15 protein-coding genes are annotated in these 16213 nt (G+C 65.2%); 8 read left to right on the top strand and 7 right to left on the bottom strand.

What is annotated here, in order from left to right; all coding sequences use genetic code 11:
• Positions 1–26 precede the first annotated feature (26 nt).
• Positions 27–548 carry a 3-hydroxyacyl-[acyl-carrier-protein] dehydratase FabA gene (fabA, locus tag AAFG13_RS27405; protein ID WP_028343922.1) on the bottom strand — a complete coding sequence of 174 codons (522 nt, stop codon included), beginning with the start codon at positions 546–548 and terminating at the stop codon, positions 27–29.
• A 329-nt stretch (positions 549–877) separates the two neighbouring features.
• Between fabA and irrA the strand changes: the two genes are divergently transcribed.
• The gene (irrA, locus tag AAFG13_RS27400; protein ID WP_163156898.1) at positions 878–1369 is read left to right on the top strand and encodes an iron response transcriptional regulator IrrA; all 492 of its coding nucleotides are present in this window, start codon (positions 878–880) and stop codon (positions 1367–1369) included.
• A gap of 129 nt (positions 1370–1498) precedes the next feature.
• Here irrA and AAFG13_RS27395 read toward each other — a convergent pair whose 3' ends face one another.
• Positions 1499–2023, bottom strand: coding sequence for an SH3 domain-containing protein (locus AAFG13_RS27395; protein WP_097671295.1), 525 nt, complete (start codon positions 2021–2023; stop codon positions 1499–1501).
• A 345-nt stretch (positions 2024–2368) separates the two neighbouring features.
• Between AAFG13_RS27395 and AAFG13_RS27390 the strand changes: the two genes are divergently transcribed.
• Complete coding sequence (locus AAFG13_RS27390; protein ID WP_212312485.1) at positions 2369–3373, top strand: D-glycerate dehydrogenase; 1005 nt, start codon at positions 2369–2371, stop codon at positions 3371–3373.
• 316 nt (positions 3374–3689) lie between these two features.
• Here the strand turns inward: AAFG13_RS27390 and AAFG13_RS27385 are convergent, their stop codons facing one another.
• A complete protein-coding gene (locus AAFG13_RS27385) occupies positions 3690–4610 on the bottom strand; it encodes a LysR family transcriptional regulator (RefSeq protein ID WP_342713406.1) in 921 nt (306 codons plus the stop codon).
• 111 nt (positions 4611–4721) lie between these two features.
• On the opposite strand from AAFG13_RS27385, the gene AAFG13_RS27380 reads away from it, so the two are divergent.
• Positions 4722–5729, top strand: a complete 1008-nt coding sequence (locus tag AAFG13_RS27380) for an aldo/keto reductase (RefSeq protein WP_342708759.1) — start codon at positions 4722–4724, stop codon at positions 5727–5729.
• A 3-nt stretch (positions 5730–5732) separates the two neighbouring features.
• Here AAFG13_RS27380 and moeB read toward each other — a convergent pair whose 3' ends face one another.
• Entirely contained in the window at positions 5733–6533 is an 801-nt protein-coding gene (moeB, locus tag AAFG13_RS27375) for a molybdopterin-synthase adenylyltransferase MoeB (RefSeq protein WP_342708758.1), read from the bottom strand.
• A gap of 111 nt (positions 6534–6644) precedes the next feature.
• Between moeB and AAFG13_RS27370 the strand changes: the two genes are divergently transcribed.
• Entirely contained in the window at positions 6645–8018 is a 1374-nt protein-coding gene (locus tag AAFG13_RS27370) for a serine protease (protein ID WP_342708757.1), read from the top strand.
• A gap of 245 nt (positions 8019–8263) precedes the next feature.
• Here AAFG13_RS27370 and ggt read toward each other — a convergent pair whose 3' ends face one another.
• From ggt to mutM, 3 genes are all read right to left on the bottom strand, one after another.
• A complete protein-coding gene (gene ggt / locus AAFG13_RS27365; RefSeq protein WP_342713405.1) occupies positions 8264–9943 on the bottom strand; it encodes a gamma-glutamyltransferase in 1680 nt (559 codons plus the stop codon).
• 108 nt (positions 9944–10051) lie between these two features.
• A complete protein-coding gene (locus AAFG13_RS27360) occupies positions 10052–10615 on the bottom strand; it encodes a GNAT family N-acetyltransferase (RefSeq protein ID WP_212312506.1) in 564 nt (187 codons plus the stop codon).
• Position 10616: 1 nt separating this feature from the next.
• A complete protein-coding gene (gene mutM, locus AAFG13_RS27355; RefSeq protein WP_212312508.1) occupies positions 10617–11498 on the bottom strand; it encodes a bifunctional DNA-formamidopyrimidine glycosylase/DNA-(apurinic or apyrimidinic site) lyase in 882 nt (293 codons plus the stop codon).
• A 138-nt stretch (positions 11499–11636) separates the two neighbouring features.
• Between mutM and ubiE the strand changes: the two genes are divergently transcribed.
• The 4 genes from ubiE to dut all read left to right on the top strand — a co-directional run bounded on the left by ubiE (position 11637) and on the right by dut (position 15913).
• Positions 11637–12398: a bifunctional demethylmenaquinone methyltransferase/2-methoxy-6-polyprenyl-1,4-benzoquinol methylase UbiE gene (ubiE, locus tag AAFG13_RS27350; RefSeq protein ID WP_342708756.1), complete on the top strand. Its 762-nt coding sequence runs from the start codon at positions 11637–11639 to the stop codon at positions 12396–12398.
• Complete coding sequence (gene ubiB, locus AAFG13_RS27345) at positions 12395–13969, top strand: 2-polyprenylphenol 6-hydroxylase (RefSeq protein WP_342708755.1); 1575 nt, start codon at positions 12395–12397, stop codon at positions 13967–13969. The genes ubiE and ubiB overlap by 4 nt, the downstream gene beginning before the upstream one ends.
• Positions 13970–14033: 64 nt before the next feature.
• On the top strand, positions 14034–15458 hold the full coding sequence (gene coaBC, locus AAFG13_RS27340) for a bifunctional phosphopantothenoylcysteine decarboxylase/phosphopantothenate--cysteine ligase CoaBC (RefSeq protein WP_212312521.1): 1425 nt from the start codon (positions 14034–14036) through the stop codon (positions 15456–15458).
• Positions 15455–15913, top strand: coding sequence for a dUTP diphosphatase (gene dut / locus AAFG13_RS27335; protein WP_342708754.1), 459 nt, complete (start codon positions 15455–15457; stop codon positions 15911–15913). The genes coaBC and dut overlap by 4 nt, the downstream gene beginning before the upstream one ends.
• The last annotated feature ends 300 nt before the right edge of the window (positions 15914–16213 follow it).

Raw genomic sequence — 16213 nt, 5'->3', positions numbered from 1 at the left:
TTTATGTTGCCGCATGATGATCCTGCTCAAGATGGCGCTGTGCCCTGCTTGAACAATCCGACCTTCAAGTCCTTGGCGCGATAGATAATCTCGTCGTCCATGGAAAGCCACCCGTCGGCAATTCCAAGCACGAGCTTTGACCGCATCACGCGCTTGATATCGATGTTGTACACAACCTTGCGCGCGTGCGGCAGCACCTGTCCGGAGAACTTCAGTTCGCCGAGGCCGAGCGCGCGGCCGCGACCTTCGCCACCGATCCAGCCGAGGTAAAAGCCGACCATTTGCCACATGGCATCGAGGCCGAGGCAGCCCGGCATTACCGGATCGTTCTTGAAATGGCAGCCGAAGAACCAGAGATCCGGTTTCACTTCGAGCTCGGCGCGCACCAGCCCCTTGCCGTACTCGCCGCCGGTTTGCGAGATCTCACTGATGCGATCGAACATCAGCATCGGTGGCAGCGGCAACTGGGCGTTGCCGGGACCGAAAAGCTCGCCCCGCCCGCAAGCCAGCAAATCCTCGTATTCGTAACCGCCGCGCCGATCCAGCATCCTCTTTCCACCTCTGATGTCCCGATGAAGCGCTTTGCTTGGTCGGACCTTAATCTACCCACGGGAACCGGAATATCCCGTCCCGCATCTTGGCGCTACCTGGGTACGCTACCGGCCTGTTATCCCTGCCGAAAGCGCATATGTGGTCCGCGCGCTCTCTAACATAGGGCTAACTGGGCGGCAAAGCGGCATTCCGATGATAAATTGCCGTTTCTCCTTAGGTTTCTACCGCAGCTTGGATTCGTTCTAGTTGCGAAAAACTTGCATCTGATGGGCATCCTTTTTATATTTATGAGGAATATTGCCTGAGTTGGGTGCATAGAGTGGATATGAACGACGAAGTACCGGCTGTGAACGATGATGCCGTGCACCCGGCTGCCCGGGGCGCTGGGCACCACCCTGCCCTGACCGGTTGTCCGTGGCATGACGTCAACGAGATGCTGCAGTCTGCCGGCCTCCGGCCGACCCGTCAGCGCATGGCGCTGGGCTGGCTGCTGTTCGGCAAGGGAGCCCGCCACCTGACCGCTGAAATGCTGTACGAGGAAGCCACGCTGGCCAAGGTTCCGGTGTCGCTGGCGACCGTCTACAACACGCTCAACCAGCTGACCGATGCCGGCCTGCTGCGCCAGGTCAGCGTCGATGGCACCAAGACCTATTTCGACACCAACGTGTCGACGCATCACCACTTCTATCTCGAGCACAACCACGAGCTGGTCGACATTCCCGACCCGAACCTCGTGCTGTCGAAGATGCCCAACGTGCCTGATGGCTACGAGATTTCCCGCGTCGACATGGTCGTACGGCTGCGCAAGAAGCGCTAACTCGTCGTCCCGGCGAAAGCCGGGACCCATAACCACAAATCTTCGTTGTCTACTAAGGCGACTCCCAGCGCGCGCTATCGAGAAATCACGCGGTATGGGTCCCGGCCTTGGCCGGGACGACAACAGACGTCAGTCCACCTTCTCGTCGGCGTAGACGCCCCACAGGCGTTGCTGCTCGATCCAGCCGTCGAACCCGTTACCGGTGACCCGGCACCAGTTATTGGCGCATTTTTTGACCTGCGCGACGACGCCGGCCTGCAGGCGCGCCGCGATTGCGCTGGTGGCGTCGGGACGATCGTACAGCGAGGCCAAATCGTCCTTGTTCTTCATCGTGACGACCGCGGTGCGGCGGCCGGACAGCAGGGAGTGATAGACCCAGCCTTCGGCGCCCTCGGAATCGCGCACCCGGCGCCAGTTCTCGAACTCGGCGGTGATCTCGACCGGCAGCCCCGACCGCGTGTAGACCCAGGCGACGTCATTGTCCTTGGTCGGGCCGGCCCGGACGTTCACGTGATCGGATTTCAGGCTGACATAGCGCGGAATCGGCAGGCCGCTGGTGGTGGGGCTCAGATCCTTGGCGGTATGTCCGGGCATGACCGACGCACTCAGCATGCTCCCGACCAAAGCCACCAATGAACCCAAACGCCAGACCATCAACTCGTCTCCTGCCGAGATGCCCAACCCGCATTCGGCGAGCTGCAACCCGAACCCAAATTCAAACCCGTGCCCGAAGGCCCCTGCGCGTCCCTGCCCGCATCGATCCGAGGGGTTCTTGTCTTGGCCCGGCCTTCTGCTAGAGAGGACGGAACGCCTGAGAGCCAGAACACCCGAATTTCCCGTTGTCTCCCCTTGGCGACAGCCGGGGCAAGTATCGGGGAACCCTAGGAAACGCGAAGGAAACGCCGGGACAGCGCGGCTATCAGCAGTGTCGAACAACCGGGTTAATGAGGCCTCAACGGCTCGGTTTTTGACGGGCCGCGCGCCTCATGAAAGCAGGACATGTCGGTGAAGAAAAAGCCTCTCGTCGTCGTCACCCGCAAGCTGCCGGACTCGATCGAGACCCGGATGCGCGAGCTGTTCGATGCCAGACTGAATCTCGACGACACGCCGATGACGCCGGAGCAGATCGCGGAGGCGGCGAGGACCGCCGACGTGCTGGTGCCGACCGTGACCGACATGATCCGCGAGGACGTGATCAATCAGCCCGACTGCAAGCTGAAGCTGATTGCCAATTTCGGCAATGGCGTCGACAATATCGACGTCACCGCCGCGCATGCCCGCGGCATCACGGTGACCAATACGCCGAAGGTGCTGACCGAGGACACCGCCGACATGACCATGGCGCTGATCCTTGCGGTGCCGAGGCGCATGATTGAAGGCGCCGCGATCCTGACCGAAGGCAAGCAGCACTGGGCCGGCTGGTCGCCGACCTGGATGCTGGGCCACCGCATCGGCGGCAAGCGGCTCGGCATCATCGGCATGGGCCGCATCGGCCAGGCCGTGGCGCGCCGCGCCCGCGCTTTCGGCCTCCAGATCCACTATCACAACCGCCGGCCGGTCGCGCCCGTCATCGCCGAGGAGTTGGGGGCGACCTATTGGGAAAGCCTCGACCAGATGCTGGCGCGGATGGACATCATCTCGGTGAACTGCCCGCACACGCCGGCGACCTATCATCTGCTCTCGGCGCGGCGGCTCAAGCTGATCCGGAAGGAAGCCTATATCGTCAACACCGCGCGCGGCGAGGTGATCGACGAGGACACGTTGATCAAGCTGATCGAAGCCGGCGATGTCGGCGGCGCAGGCCTTGACGTCTATGAGCACGAGCCCGCGGTAAACCCGAAGCTGGTGCGGCTCGCCAGAGCCGGCAAGGTGACGCTGTTGCCGCATATGGGCTCGGCCACGATCGAAGGCCGCGTCGAAATGGGCGAGAAGGTGATCATCAACATCCGAACCTTCCTCGACGCCCACAAGCCGCCGGATCGCGTGCTGCCGAGCATGTTGTAGGGTTCGTAGCCCGGATGGAGCGCAGCGAAATCCGGGACAGCATCGCCGCGTCAGGACCGCCCCCGGATTGCGCTTCGCTTCATCCGGGCTACGGGACGTGGCTAGCCCTGCCGTCGCAGGGCTAGCCGCCAAAATATCGAAAACAACCCCATGCAAAGTAGCCGGTGCGGCCGACCAACATTCGGTGTCATCCCTGCGAAAGCAGGGACCCATTACCACCGATGTTCATGGTTGCACCGAGCTGGAGCTCCAGCGTTCGTAATTGTAAGAGCTGTGGTTACGGGTCCCGGCTCAAGGCCGGGACGACGATGTGGGTCTAGCTCGACTTCGTCTTCCGCCGCGCCTGCTTGCGCCAGTCGGCAACGAACGACACGAACGCGGCGAGCGCCGGCGGCGGCTGGCGGCGGCTCGGATAGTACAAAAACGGCCCGTCAAACGGCGGACACCAATCGTCGAGCACGCTGACCAGCGCGCCGGATTTGACGCCATAACGCACATAGCCCTCGAACGTCGCCCAATAGCCGACGCCGTCATGGACCGCACGCAGCGCGAGGCCGAGATAGGTCGCGATCAGCCTGGCTGGTGGCGAAACCTTCACGACGCGACCGTTCTTCTCGAACTCCCAATCGAAGATCGCGCCGCTGCCGAAGCGGGTGCGGATGCAGGCGTGCTTCAGCAGATCCTTCGGATGCATCGGTCGGCCGTGCTTTGCGACATGATCGCTCGACGCCACCACCGCGTAGCGCTGCTGTGCGCCGAGCGGAACCGCGACCATGTCCTGCGCAAGATGCTCGCCATAGCGCACGCCGGCGTCGAAGCCCTGCGCGACGATGTCCACGAACGCACTTTCGGCGACGATGTCGAGATCGACTTGCGGATATCTGGCGAGGAACGGCGCGACCATCGGCGCCAGCACGAGATCGACCGCGGGCGGCGGCGCGTTGATGCGCAGGCGGCCCGACGGCTCGGTGCGCAGGCCGCGCACCTCGGTGATCGCGTCGGCAACGTTGACCATTGCCGGCGCGACACGGGCGAGCAGCAACTCGCCGGCCTCGGTCAATGCAACGCTGCGGGTGGTGCGGTTCATCAGGCGGACGCCGAGCCGCTCCTCCATGTCGCGCAGGCGCTGGCTGAGGCTCGAGACCGAGACGCGGCTCTCCAGCGCGGCACGCCGGAAGTTGCGCGTGCGCGCCACCGCCACGAAGGCATCGAGGTCGCGAAGGTCGAAATCCTGCATTGTTCGATATAGTGAACAACCCATTCGGGATTGTCCAGCTTATCCCAAAAACCGAACCGGCCCATATCAGCGGCAGCGGATCATCCGCTGCAATGTTTTGGGAACACCATCATGGACACACGTAAACTCGGTTCCACCGGCCCGACGGTTTCGCTGATCGGCCTCGGCTGCATGGGCATGTCCGACTTCTACGGTCCGACCGACCGCGGCGAGAGCATCGCGACTATCCATGCCGCGCTCGAGGCCGGCATCACGCTGCTCGACACCGGCGACTTCTACGGCATGGGCCACAACGAGATGCTGATCAGCGAGGCGCTGAAGAGCCGCAGCCGCGACAATCTCGTGATCAGCGTCAAGTTCGGCGCGCTGCGCGATCGCAACTACGGCTTTCTCGGCTATGACTGCCGGCCCAATGCGCTGAAGAATTTCGTCGCCTATTCGCTGCAGCGGCTCGGCGTCGACCACATCGACATCTATCGCCCGGCGCGGCTCGACCCCAACGTGCCGATCGAGGACACTGTCGGCGCGATGGCGGACATGATCAAGGCCGGCTGGATCAGGCATATCGGCCTCTCCGAAGTGGGCTCCGACACCATTCGCCGCGCCCACAAGGTGCATCCGATCACCGATCTGCAGATCGAGTATTCGCTGATCTCGCGTGGCATCGAGACCGACATCCTGAAGACCTGCCGCGAGCTCGGCATCGGCGTCACCGCCTATGGCGTGCTGGCACGCGGGCTGATCAGCGGGCACTGGTCGAAGAACCAGGCAGGCGAAAAAGATTTCCGCCTGATGAGCCCGCGCTTCCAGGCCGGCAACATCGACACCAACCTCGCTCTCGCCGATCGGCTGCGCGGCATCGCCGGCGAGATCGGCGCCTCCCCGGCCCAGGTCGCGATTGCCTGGGTCGCGGCGCAAGGCAAGGACATCGTGCCGCTGGTCGGCGCGCGGCGGCGCGAGCGGCTGACCGAGGCACTCGGCGCGCGCGATGTGAAACTGACCGCGGCGCATCTCGCCGCACTCGCCGAAGCGTTTCCGCCTGGTGCTGCCGCCGGCGGGCGCTATCCGGAGGAGCACCTCCGGCACATGGACAGCGAGAAGTCCGTGACTGCGTCCTGACCTCTACAGATGCCCGCTCAGATCGGTGATCCCTGGTGCATCACCGTTGAGCGGGTTCTGCGGATCGCGCGCGTAGCGCAGGGTTTCGAACCGCATCGCGCGCGCGTCCACCATCAGGAGGCGACCGACCAGGCCCTCGCCGAAGCCGACGATCTCGCGGATCGCCTCCAGCGCCATCATCGATCCCAGGACGCCTGCGAGCGCGCCCATCACCCCGGCCTCGGCGCAGGCCGGCACCGTGCCGGGCGGCGGCGCCTCCGGGAACAAGCAGCGATAGGTCGGGTTGAACACGCCGTCCGCATTTTTCTCATGCGCGCGGATCGTGGTCAGCGAACCGTCGAACTGCCCGAGCGCCGCGGTGATCAGCGGCCTTTTTGCGAGGAAGCAGGCATCGCCGACGAGGTATCGCGTTTCGAAATTGTCGGAGCCGTCGAGCACAAGATCGTAATTCGCAATCAGCGCCATCGCATTGTCGGCGGTGAGCCGCACTGGATGCGCCTCGAACGCCACATGCGGGTTGAGCGCACCAATCTGCGCCGCCGCGCTGTCGACCTTGCGCTGACCGATATCCGACGTCGTATGGATGATCTGGCGCTGCAGGTTGGAGAGCGAGACGATGTCATCATCGATCACGCCGAGCCGGCCGACGCCGGCGGCGGCCAGATACATCAGCACCGGCGCGCCAAGACCGCCGGCGCCGATCACCAGTACCGACGCCTCTTTCAGCGCATTCTGACCGGGGCCGCCCACCTCGCGCAGCACGATGTGGCGGGCATAGCGTTCAAGTTCGTCGGCACTCAGCATCTTTATGTCCTGCGCGCTGTTCCCTGAACCGGAGCGCGGTTGTTGCCGACCAAGCAGATGTGCTTAATTGCGTGGACGTCAATGGTATCAGTCATTTCCCCCGGATTTGTCATGAGATTGGTGCTTTCGGCAACATTGATGGTCGCGTCCGTGACGGCCGCAGGCATAGGCGCCGCGAACGCCCAGTTGACGCCGCCGACGACGGCCGGGGCCAAGCCGAAGACCGTGACGACGGTGCCGGTTCGCCCCGCTTTGCAGAAGCCTGAGGATACCGCCAATGCGATGGCGCAGGCCGAGCGGCTGGCGTTGCAATCCGACCTCGCCTGGGTCGGCGAATATAACGGCGCGATCACAGGCGACGTCAGCGAGCGCATGGTCAATGCGATCAAGGAATTCCAGAAGAACCGCGGCGGCAAGCCGACCGGCGTGCTGAATCCGCAGGAGCGCGGCGTGCTCGCCGACACCGCGCGGCGGAAGCAGGAGAGCGTCGGCTGGAGGGTCGTCACCGAGCCTGCCACCGGAGCGCGGCTCGGCATTCCCACCAAGCTGGTGCCACAGCTCACCAGCGACGCCTCCGGCGCCAAATGGACTTCGCCGACCGGTACCGTCCAGGTGCTGTTGACCCGGCGCAAGGAAGCGAGCCCGACCACCGCAAAGCTTGCCGAGCAGGAAAAGAAGGAGCCGGCCGGCCGCACCATCGACTACACCGTGGTGAAGCCGGATTTCTTCGTGCTGTCGGGCATGCAGGGGCTGAAGAAGTTCTATCTGCGCGGCACCTTGAAGGGTGACGAAGTCCGCATCCTCACCATTCTCTATGATCAGGCGATGCAGACCACCGTCGAGCCGGTGGTGATCGCGATGTCGAGCGCCTTCAACGCATTTCCGTCCGGCGTGCAGGCCGGCCCGCCGCCGCGCAAGACCGTCGAATATGCCACCGGCGTCGTGGTCAGCGACGATGGTGCTGTTGTCACCGACCGCGTGGCGACCGACGACTGCATCGCACTGACGATCCCGGGCTACGGCAATGCCGATCGGGTCGCGGCGGACAAGGAGCACGATCTCGCACTGCTGCGCATCTACGGCGCACGCGGGCTGAAGGCGCTCAACATCGCAGGCCAGGCGACGCAGACCGCGCTCGACATCACCGGCATCGCCGATCCGCAGAACCAGGGCGGCGGCGCGGCCGCGAGCAGCGTCAAGGCCTCGGTGGCGCAACTCGGCGGCGGCGATCAGGCGCTGTCACCGCCGCCCGCGATCGGATTCTCCGGCGCGGCGGCACTCGACGGCGGCGGCAAATTTGCCGGCATCGCGGTGCTGAAACCGGTCATCGTTGCAGGCCCAGCAAACGCGGCACCGCCGGCGCAGGCGGCTTTGGTGCCGGCCGACACGGTGCGCAACTTCCTGAAAGCGCACGGCGTCAACGCGTCAGGCGAATCGGCCGACGCCAAGGCCGCCGTCGTCCGCGTGATCTGCGTGAGGAAGTAGAATGCGGTCGTCGCCCGCGCATGCGGGCGATCGGGTATTCCAGACACTCCGGTGATTCAGCCACGACTCTTCCCACACGTCGTCCTGGCGAAAGCCAGGACCCATAACCACCGCATTCAGCAATGAAATTGGATCGCGGCCCCGGCGTCGCACAACAATGAGATTTGGGGTAATGGGTCCTGGCTTTCGCCAGGACGACGTTGAGGATGGCTCTCGGTTCAACCTATCAAACAGCGTAGTCGGCGTCACCTCAACGCAAACCGCACTCCGGCGCGGGCCAGACCGCCGGCGATGCCGACCGGGGTGCCGTCGGCGCGCCAGCAGGCCGCGCCCGACATCGTGCCATCAGCGTGGAACTGGATCGCGTTCATGCCGCCGGCAACCGTCGGCACCGCTTGCACCTTGTGGCCCTTCGCCGACAGCGCGGCGCGGATACTCTCCGGGACTGCCTGCTCGACCTCCAGGGCGTTGCCCTCGGTCCACACCCGTGGCGCCTCGACCGCCTCCTGCAGGTCCATGCCGTGGTCGATCAGGTTGATCAGCGCCTGCATCGCGCTCGGGAAGATGCGCTTCCCGCCCGGCAGGCCGAGCGCGTAAACCAGCCTGCCGTCGCGCAGCGCCATCATCGGCGACATCGAGGTGGTGACGCGCTTGCCCGCGGCGAGCGACAGCGCGTGTCCCGGCCGCGGATCGAACAGGTTCATGTAATTGTTCGGCACGGCGCCGAGGCCCGGGATCAGGATCTTGGCCCCGAACAGATTGTTGATGGTCTGGGTGGTCGCGACCACATTGCCCATCGCATCCGCCGAGGTCATGTGCGTGGTGTGCGCGCTCTCGAGCTGGCTGACGCCGGCGCCCCAGGCCTGCGCGCGGTCGGGATCGATCGCGCGGCGGCGCTCGTCGGCATAGGCCTTCGAGGTCAGCCGCTCCACCGGCACGTTGATATAGGCGGGATCGCCGCTCGCCGCCGCGCGATCGGCAAAGGCGATCTTCAGCACCTCGGCGAGATAATGGATCGTCTCGGTCGTGCCGAAGCCGAGGCGCGCGACGTCGTAGCCTTCGAGGATGTTCAGCATCTGCGTGATGTGCACGCCCGATGCTGCTGGCGGCGGCGGCCCGAGAATTTCCCAACCGCGGTAGTCGCAGCGGATCGGCTGCCGCTCGACGGTCTTGTAGGCCGCGAGATCCTCCTGCGCGACGAAGCCGCCATGCTTCTTCATGTAGTCGACCAGGATGTCGCCGAGCGGTCCCTGGTAGAGCGCGTTGTCGCCATGGTCGGCGATGTATTTCAGTGTCTCGGCATATTCGGCCTGCACCACGCGCTCGCCCGGCTTCAGCGGGGTGCCGCCAGGCAGATAGATCGCCGCGATCGGCTTGTCCTTCAGCATCTCCTCGGCGCCATCGGTGATGCATTCGTGTAAGTAGGGCGTCGCCGCATAGCCGCGTGCGGCATGCTTGATCGCGGGCTGCATCACGTCGGCGAGGCTCATGGTGCCGAAACGGCGCAGCGTTTCGCACCACGCCTTCAGCGAGCCCGGCACTGCGACCGCCTTCGGCCCGTTCAAATTCTCGTTGCCGACGGTGTCGAACACGTCATGCGCCGAACCGGGCTTCGAGGTATAGGTATCCGGCCGCACCGCTTTCGGCACCGTGCTCTGGCCGTCGATGAAGCGATGGCTGCCGTCGGCGAGGCGGATATGCGCCATGCCGCCGCCAATGATGCCGACCATCATCGGCTCGACCACGGTCAGCGTGAACAGGGTCGCAATCGCCGCATCGATCGCATTGCCGCCGGCAGCCAGCATCTCGGCGCCTGCGCTCGATGCCAGCGGATGATTGCTCACCACCATGCCGCGGCTGCTGGTGGCCGGCTGTTTCTCGCACTGAAAGCTTGTCGCGGCGCGATCGCGCCAGTTGCCGTTCATCGCCATTGTGTTCTCGTTGTTGATGGAGCGATGGGACCCATGTTCTGCGGCCTCGCATCCGCGGTCAAGCCGCCGCGAATTTCCCCACGGCGGCATTCGCAAACGGCGTCACGTCGCCGGGCGATCGCGCAGCCAGGTTTCGCGCGTGACCTTCCACTTCTCCGCTCGGGACTCGCCATTGTGGTGTGCAAGTTCGACGAAGCCGACGAATTCGGCTCCGGTCTTCTGCTTGACCCGGCGCGAGGCGACGTTGGACTGCGCGTTGCAGACGTGGAAGTGATCGAGGCCGAGCGTCAGGAAGGCGAAGTCATTCACCGCGGCGATCGCCTCGGTCATGAGGCCGCAATTCCAGTAAGGCTCGGCAAGCCAGAACCCGCGATTGCCTTTGCGGCCGTCGGCACGCGGCCGGAAGTTGATGTTGCCGATCGCCTCGCCATCACCGGCGCGCAGCACCAGCACCCATTGATAGCTTTCCTCGCCGGCCGCGATCTTGTCCAACTCGCGCTTGATGAAACTTTCCGCGCCGTCGTCGGGATACGGCCACGGCACCACCGTGGCGAGCGTCTTGATCACGTTCCAATTGTTGAAGTGACGCTGGATCGCCGCGGCATCCGACAGCGCAAGCGGCCGCAGGATCAGGCGTCGCGTCTCGATGCGTGGCGTCTCGAACATGTTACTTCTGGCACTTCGGGCACCAGAACGTGGAGCGGCCGTTCTGGGTGAAGCGCCTGACGATGCCCGCGCAGCCCGACGTGCGGCATGTCTCGCCTTCGCGGTCGTAGACCTGGAAGGAATGCTGGAAGTAGCCGAGATCGCCGTTGGTCAATCGATGGTCGCTGATCGAGGAGCCGCCGGCCTTGATCGCCTGGTTGAGCACCGAATGAATCGCGTCGACCAGCCGTTTGGCGTGGTCGGTGGGCTCGGCCTTCTTGGTTGCAAGCGTCGCGGCCAATCGCCGCGGCGACAGATGCGAGCGAAACAGCGCCTCGCAGACATAGATGTTGCCAAGTCCTGCCACCACGCGCTGATCGAGCAGTGCGGCCTTCAGGCTGGTCTTCTTGTTGTGGCAGGAGCGCGCCAGCATCGCCGCGTCGAACTCATTGCCGAGCGGCTCGGGACCGAGCCCCTTCAACAGCGGTTCATCCTCGATCGCGTTGCGGGCAATGATCTTCATGTAGCCGAAGCGCCGCGGATCGTTGAAGACGACGGCCGCGCCGGACGACATGTGGAACACGACGTGATCATGCGCGCGATCCTCGCTGCGCGGATGATGGAATTGCCCCGGCGCCGCCGCGCCGTCCTGCTTCAGCACGCGGAACGAGCCCGACATGCCCAGATGCATCAGCAGCACGTCGCCGGAGTTCAGGTCCGCCATCAGATATTTGGCACGGCGGCCGAGCCCGGTGATGGTCTGGCCCTCGAGCCGGGCGATGAAGTCTTTCTGGAACGGAAACCGCAAATCCTTGCGGCGGGCCTCGGCCTTGAGGATTTTGGACCCTTCCATGGCCGGTTGCAGGCCGCGGCGGACGGTCTCGACTTCGGGTAATTCCGGCATAGGAGGCATTCACCTTTTGGAAGTGACGTGATAGCGCCATTGCGGCCGCCGCGCTATGGTCTGGCTGGAGCGTTTTCGAGCGAAGCGGGCACCGGTTCGCGTGAAGAAAACGCGACCAAAAGGTAAGAGTTCTGAGTGATGGATCGGCCGGATCAAACCACCCATTTCGGCTTCAGGGACGTGCCCCTGGGCGAGAAGCAGACGCTGGTGAACGAGGTGTTTCACAGCGTGGCGTCGCGCTACGACCTGATGAACGATCTGATGTCGGTAGGCCTGCACCGGGCATGGAAGGACGTCATGATCACGACACTCGACCCGCCGAAGGGCGACCGGCCGTTCGCGCTGCTCGATGTCGCCGGCGGCACCGGCGACATCGCGTTCCGGGCGGCCAAGACCGCGGGCACCGGCTTCCATGCCACGGTCTGCGACATCAATACCGACATGCTCGCCGTCGGCCGCGAACGCGCCGCCAAACAGCACCTCGATGACCGCGTGTCGTTCGTCGAGGGCAATGCCGAGGCATTGGGCTTTGCCGACCGTTCGTTCGACGCCTACACCATCGCGTTCGGCATCCGCAATGTGCCGCAGATCGAGCTCGCGCTGCGCGAAGCCTACCGGGTGCTCAAGCCCGGCAGCCGCTTCCTGTGCCTGGAATTCTCCACTGTCGATGTGCCCGGCCTCGACCGGATCTACGACCTGTTCTCCTTCAAGGTGATCCCGCCGCTCGGCCGCGCCGTCACCGGTGATGCCGAGTCCTATCAATATCTCGTCGAGTCGATCCGCAAATTCCCGCGGCCGAACGCGTTCGCCGAGATGATCGGCGCCGCCGGCTTTGCGCGCGTGAAGTGGCAGAGCCTCTCCGGCGGCATCGTGGCGCTGCATTCGGGCTGGCGTTTGTGATCTCTGCACTGACCCACATCGCGCGCCTTGCCCGCGCCGGTTTCGTGTTTGCGCGCGAGGGCGTGTTCGGCGTCGTCGATCCCTCGCTGGTGCCGCCGCCCGGGCAGCTCGCGCTGAAGCTGGCGCGGCTGATCGAGCGCCGCTCCGCCAAGTCAGGTCCGCGGCTGTCGCGCGCGCTGACCCGGCTCGGGCCCGCCTATCTCAAGCTCGGGCAATTCCTCGCCACCCGGCCCGACGTGGTCGGCGTGGCGATGGCGCGCGATCTCGAAGCCCTGCAGGACCGGCTGCCGCCATTCGCGCAGGAAGAGGCCGAAGCTGTCCTCACGCAATCGCTGGAACGGCCGCTGTCGCAGGCCTTTGTGCATCTAGGTCCGGCGGTTGCCGCAGCCTCGATCGCGCAGGTGCACCGCGCCGAGGTCGAGCGCGACGGCGTCCGGCATCAGGTTGCGGTCAAGGTGCTCCGGCCCAACGTCGCGGCGCGCTTCCGCCGTGACCTCGGCGACTTCTTCTTTGTCGCGCACAAGGCCGAAGCGCATTCCGCCGAGGCGCGACGTCTGCGGCTGATCGAGGTCATCAACACGATGTCGCGCTCGGTAGCGATGGAGATGGACCTGCGGCTCGAGGCGGCCGCGCTGTCCGAGATGGCCGAGAACATCCGCGACGATCCGGATTTCCGCGTGCCCGCGGTGGATTGGGATCGCACCGCCCACAGCGTGCTGACGATGGAATGGATCGACGGCATCGCGCTGAACGACCACGCCCGGCTGGCGGAGGCCCAGGTCGACCTGCCCGATCTCGGCCGCAAGGTGATCCAGAGCTTCCTGCGCCACGCGCTGCGCGACGGCTTCTTCCATGCCGACATGCATCCGGGCAATCTGTTCCTCGACGAGGCCGGCCGGCTGGTCGCGGTCGATTTCGGCATCATGGGACGGCTCGGGCTGAAGGAGCGGCGCTTCCTTGCCGAGATCCTGCTCGGCTTCATCACCCGCGACTATCGCCGCGTCGCCGAGGTGCATTTCGAGGCCGGCTATGTGCCGAGCCATCATTCGGTGGAGAATTTCGCGCAGGCGATCCGCGCCATCGGCGAGCCGATCCACAACCGCACTGCCGAGGAAATCTCGATGGCGAAGCTGTTGACGCTTCTGCTCGAGGTCACCGGACTGTTCGACATGCAGACACGGCCCGAACTGATCCTGCTGCAGAAGACCATGGTGGTGGTCGAGGGCGTGGCGCGCGGCTTCGATCCCAAGCTCGACATCTGGAAGGTCGCAGACCCGGTGGTGCGCGAATGGATCACGCACAATCTCGGTCCGGCCGGACGCATCCAGGGCGCGATATCGGGTGTGGGCGAGCTCGGCCGCGTCATCGCCAACCTGCCATCGATCGCCAGCCGCGCCGTGACGGTGCTCGAGCAGCTCGAGACCATGACGCGGGAGGGCCACATGCTGTCGTCGGACTCGATCGACGAAATGGCCCGCGCCGAGGCCCGCAAGGCGCGGGTGCAGACCGTCGGCCTCTGGGTCATTGCCGCCGCCCTGATCGCAATCTTTTTCGCCATTCGAGCCCACTGATTGCAATGCATGCACTATGTGATAGCATCGCTATCATTCTTGAGCATGATGCTGGGGGCACGCCATGGCCAGCCTGACCATCCGCAAACTCGACGACACGCTGAAGGCCTATCTGCGGCTCCGCTCCGCCAAAAACGGGCGCTCGGTCGAGGAAGAGATCCGGGTGATCCTCCGGGAGCTCGCAGAGGGCGGTACGGCGCCCGCGGAGGCGCCCAGTCCGGGTTCCCTGACGGTTGCAGCCGCTGCTCCACGGGTCGCCAGCGTGGCCGGCGAGCCCCGCGTGACCCTGATCATCGGTGGCGGGATCGCGGCCTACAAGGCGCTGGATTTGATCCGGCGGCTCAAGGAGCGGCACATCCAGGTCCGCTGCGTGCTGACCAAGGCGGCGCAGCAGTTCGTTACGCCGCTCGCCGCCAGCGCCCTGTCGCATGAGCGGGTCTACACCGACCTGTTCGACGCCGAGAGCGAGTTCGACGCCGGCCATATCCGCCTGGCGCGGGACTGCGATCTGATCGTGGTGGCGCCGGCGACTGCCGACCTGATGGCCAAGATGGCGCAGGGCCATGCCGACGACCTCGCCACCGCCACGCTGCTTGCGGCCAACCGGCCGATCTTGCTGGCGCCGGCGATGAATCCGCTGATGTGGAACAATCCGGCGACCCGCCGCAACGTGCTGCAGCTGCGCCGCGACGGCGTCCACACCGTCGGTCCGAATGCAGGCGAGATGGCGGAAGCCGGCGAGGCCGGCGTCGGGCGGATGGCCGAGCCGACCGAGATCGCCGCCGCCGCCGACCGCATGCTGCGGCCGCCGCAGCCGCGCCCGCTCGCCGGCAAGCGCGTGCTGATCACCGCCGGCCCGACCCATGAGGCGATCGATCCGGTCCGCTACATCGCCAACCGCTCGTCGGGCAAGCAGGGCTTTGCCATTGCCGCCGCCGCGCGCGCCGCCGGCGCCGAGGTCGTGCTGGTGACCGGCCCGGTCGAGCTCGGCGATCCCCAGGGCATCTCCGTCATGCGGGTAGAGTCCGCGCGCGACATGCTGCACCGGGTCGAGGCCGCGCTGCCGGTCGACGTCGCGATCTTTGCCGCCGCAGTCGCCGACTGGCGGGTCGCAACCGAAGGCAGCCAGAAACTGAAAAAGACGGCGGCCGGGATGCCGCCGCTGCAGCTCGTCGAGAACCCCGACATCCTCGCGACGATCTCCAAGCTGAAGGAGAAGCGGCCGCCGCTGGTGATCGGCTTTGCCGCCGAGACCGAGCATCTGATCGAGAACGCCAAGGCGAAGTTCGCGCGCAAGGGCTGCGACTGGATCGTCGCCAACGACGTCTCGCCGGCGACCGGCGTGATGGGCGGCGATCGCAACACCGTTCACCTGCTCTCGCGCGAGGGCAAGGACGTCACCGTCGACTCCTGGCCGGTCATGACCAAGGAAGAAGTCGCGAGCGCGCTGGTGTCGCGCATCGCGAGAGCCGTAGGAACCGCATCGTGAGCGCCACCATCAAGGTTGAAGTCCACCAATTGCCGCATGGCGCAGATCTTCTGCTGCCGATCTACCAGACCGCCGACGCAGCGGGGCTCGACCTCCTGGCCGCGGTGCCGCGGTCGGCGCCGCTGCTGCTGCTGCCGGGCCGCTACGAGATGGTTCCGACCGGGCTGACGATCGCGCTGCCGCCGGGCTACGAGGCGCAGGTGCGGCCGCGTTCCGGCCTCGCCGCCAAATACGGCGTCACGGTGCTGAACTCGCCCGGCACGATCGACGCCGACTATCGCGGCGAGATCAATGTGCTCCTGATCAATCACGGCCAGGAGGTGTTTTCGATCCGGCGTGGCGAGCGCATCGCGCAAATGGTGATCGCGCCGGTCACCCGGGCCGAGCTGGTTCCGGTCGACGTGCTGTCGCCGACCGATCGCGGCAGCGGCGGCTTCGGCTCGACCGGACGCTAGAACGCGACCGGAGAAGTGTGCGGCCGTCTCCGGGAGATCACGCTTCGGGCGCGCTCTCCGCGTGAATACGGAGTCAATTCGCATAAAATCCACGTCAGCCGCCGCATTTTTTCACAGCGGATTCTGCGTTCACGGTCTGGACTCTTACTCGCCGAGTCCGGTTGGGACTATTCTGGATTGATTCGAGCGCGACGGGGGGTCTTCGTCGGGCTGTTGGGTCCTGCTTGGGCATGATCCCCGGACAAACGTTATACGTTTGCCGTGGGGGAATACCGGTCTCCTGTTTTCCGGATCATGCCT

It is taken from the genome of Bradyrhizobium sp. B124 (genome assembly GCF_038967635.1).
GTDB lineage: Bacteria > Pseudomonadota > Alphaproteobacteria > Rhizobiales > Xanthobacteraceae > Bradyrhizobium.
This window is presented reverse-complemented; position numbering and strand designations above follow the sequence as displayed.

Excerpts from the sequence above, each read along its gene's own strand:
- AAFG13_RS27395 (WP_097671295.1), bottom strand. The coding sequence starts at position 2,023 with ATGGTCTGGCGTTTGGGTTCATTGGTGGCTTTGGTCGGGAGCATGCTG.
- AAFG13_RS27370 (WP_342708757.1), top strand. The coding sequence starts at position 6,645 with ATGAGATTGGTGCTTTCGGCAACATTGATGGTCGCGTCCGTGACGGCC.
- fabA (WP_028343922.1), bottom strand. The coding sequence starts at position 548 with ATGCTGGATCGGCGCGGCGGTTACGAATACGAGGATTTGCTGGCTTGC.
- ubiE (WP_342708756.1), top strand. The coding sequence starts at position 11,637 with ATGGATCGGCCGGATCAAACCACCCATTTCGGCTTCAGGGACGTGCCC.
- AAFG13_RS27360 (WP_212312506.1), bottom strand. The coding sequence starts at position 10,615 with ATGTTCGAGACGCCACGCATCGAGACGCGACGCCTGATCCTGCGGCCG.
- AAFG13_RS27390 (WP_212312485.1), top strand. The coding sequence starts at position 2,369 with ATGTCGGTGAAGAAAAAGCCTCTCGTCGTCGTCACCCGCAAGCTGCCG.
- coaBC (WP_212312521.1), top strand. The coding sequence starts at position 14,034 with ATGGCCAGCCTGACCATCCGCAAACTCGACGACACGCTGAAGGCCTAT.
- moeB (WP_342708758.1), bottom strand. The coding sequence starts at position 6,533 with ATGCTGAGTGCCGACGAACTTGAACGCTATGCCCGCCACATCGTGCTG.
- ggt (WP_342713405.1), bottom strand. The coding sequence starts at position 9,943 with ATGAACGGCAACTGGCGCGATCGCGCCGCGACAAGCTTTCAGTGCGAG.
- AAFG13_RS27385 (WP_342713406.1), bottom strand. The coding sequence starts at position 4,610 with ATGCAGGATTTCGACCTTCGCGACCTCGATGCCTTCGTGGCGGTGGCG.
- mutM (WP_212312508.1), bottom strand. The coding sequence starts at position 11,498 with ATGCCGGAATTACCCGAAGTCGAGACCGTCCGCCGCGGCCTGCAACCG.
- irrA (WP_163156898.1), top strand. The coding sequence starts at position 878 with ATGAACGACGAAGTACCGGCTGTGAACGATGATGCCGTGCACCCGGCT.
- AAFG13_RS27380 (WP_342708759.1), top strand. The coding sequence starts at position 4,722 with ATGGACACACGTAAACTCGGTTCCACCGGCCCGACGGTTTCGCTGATC.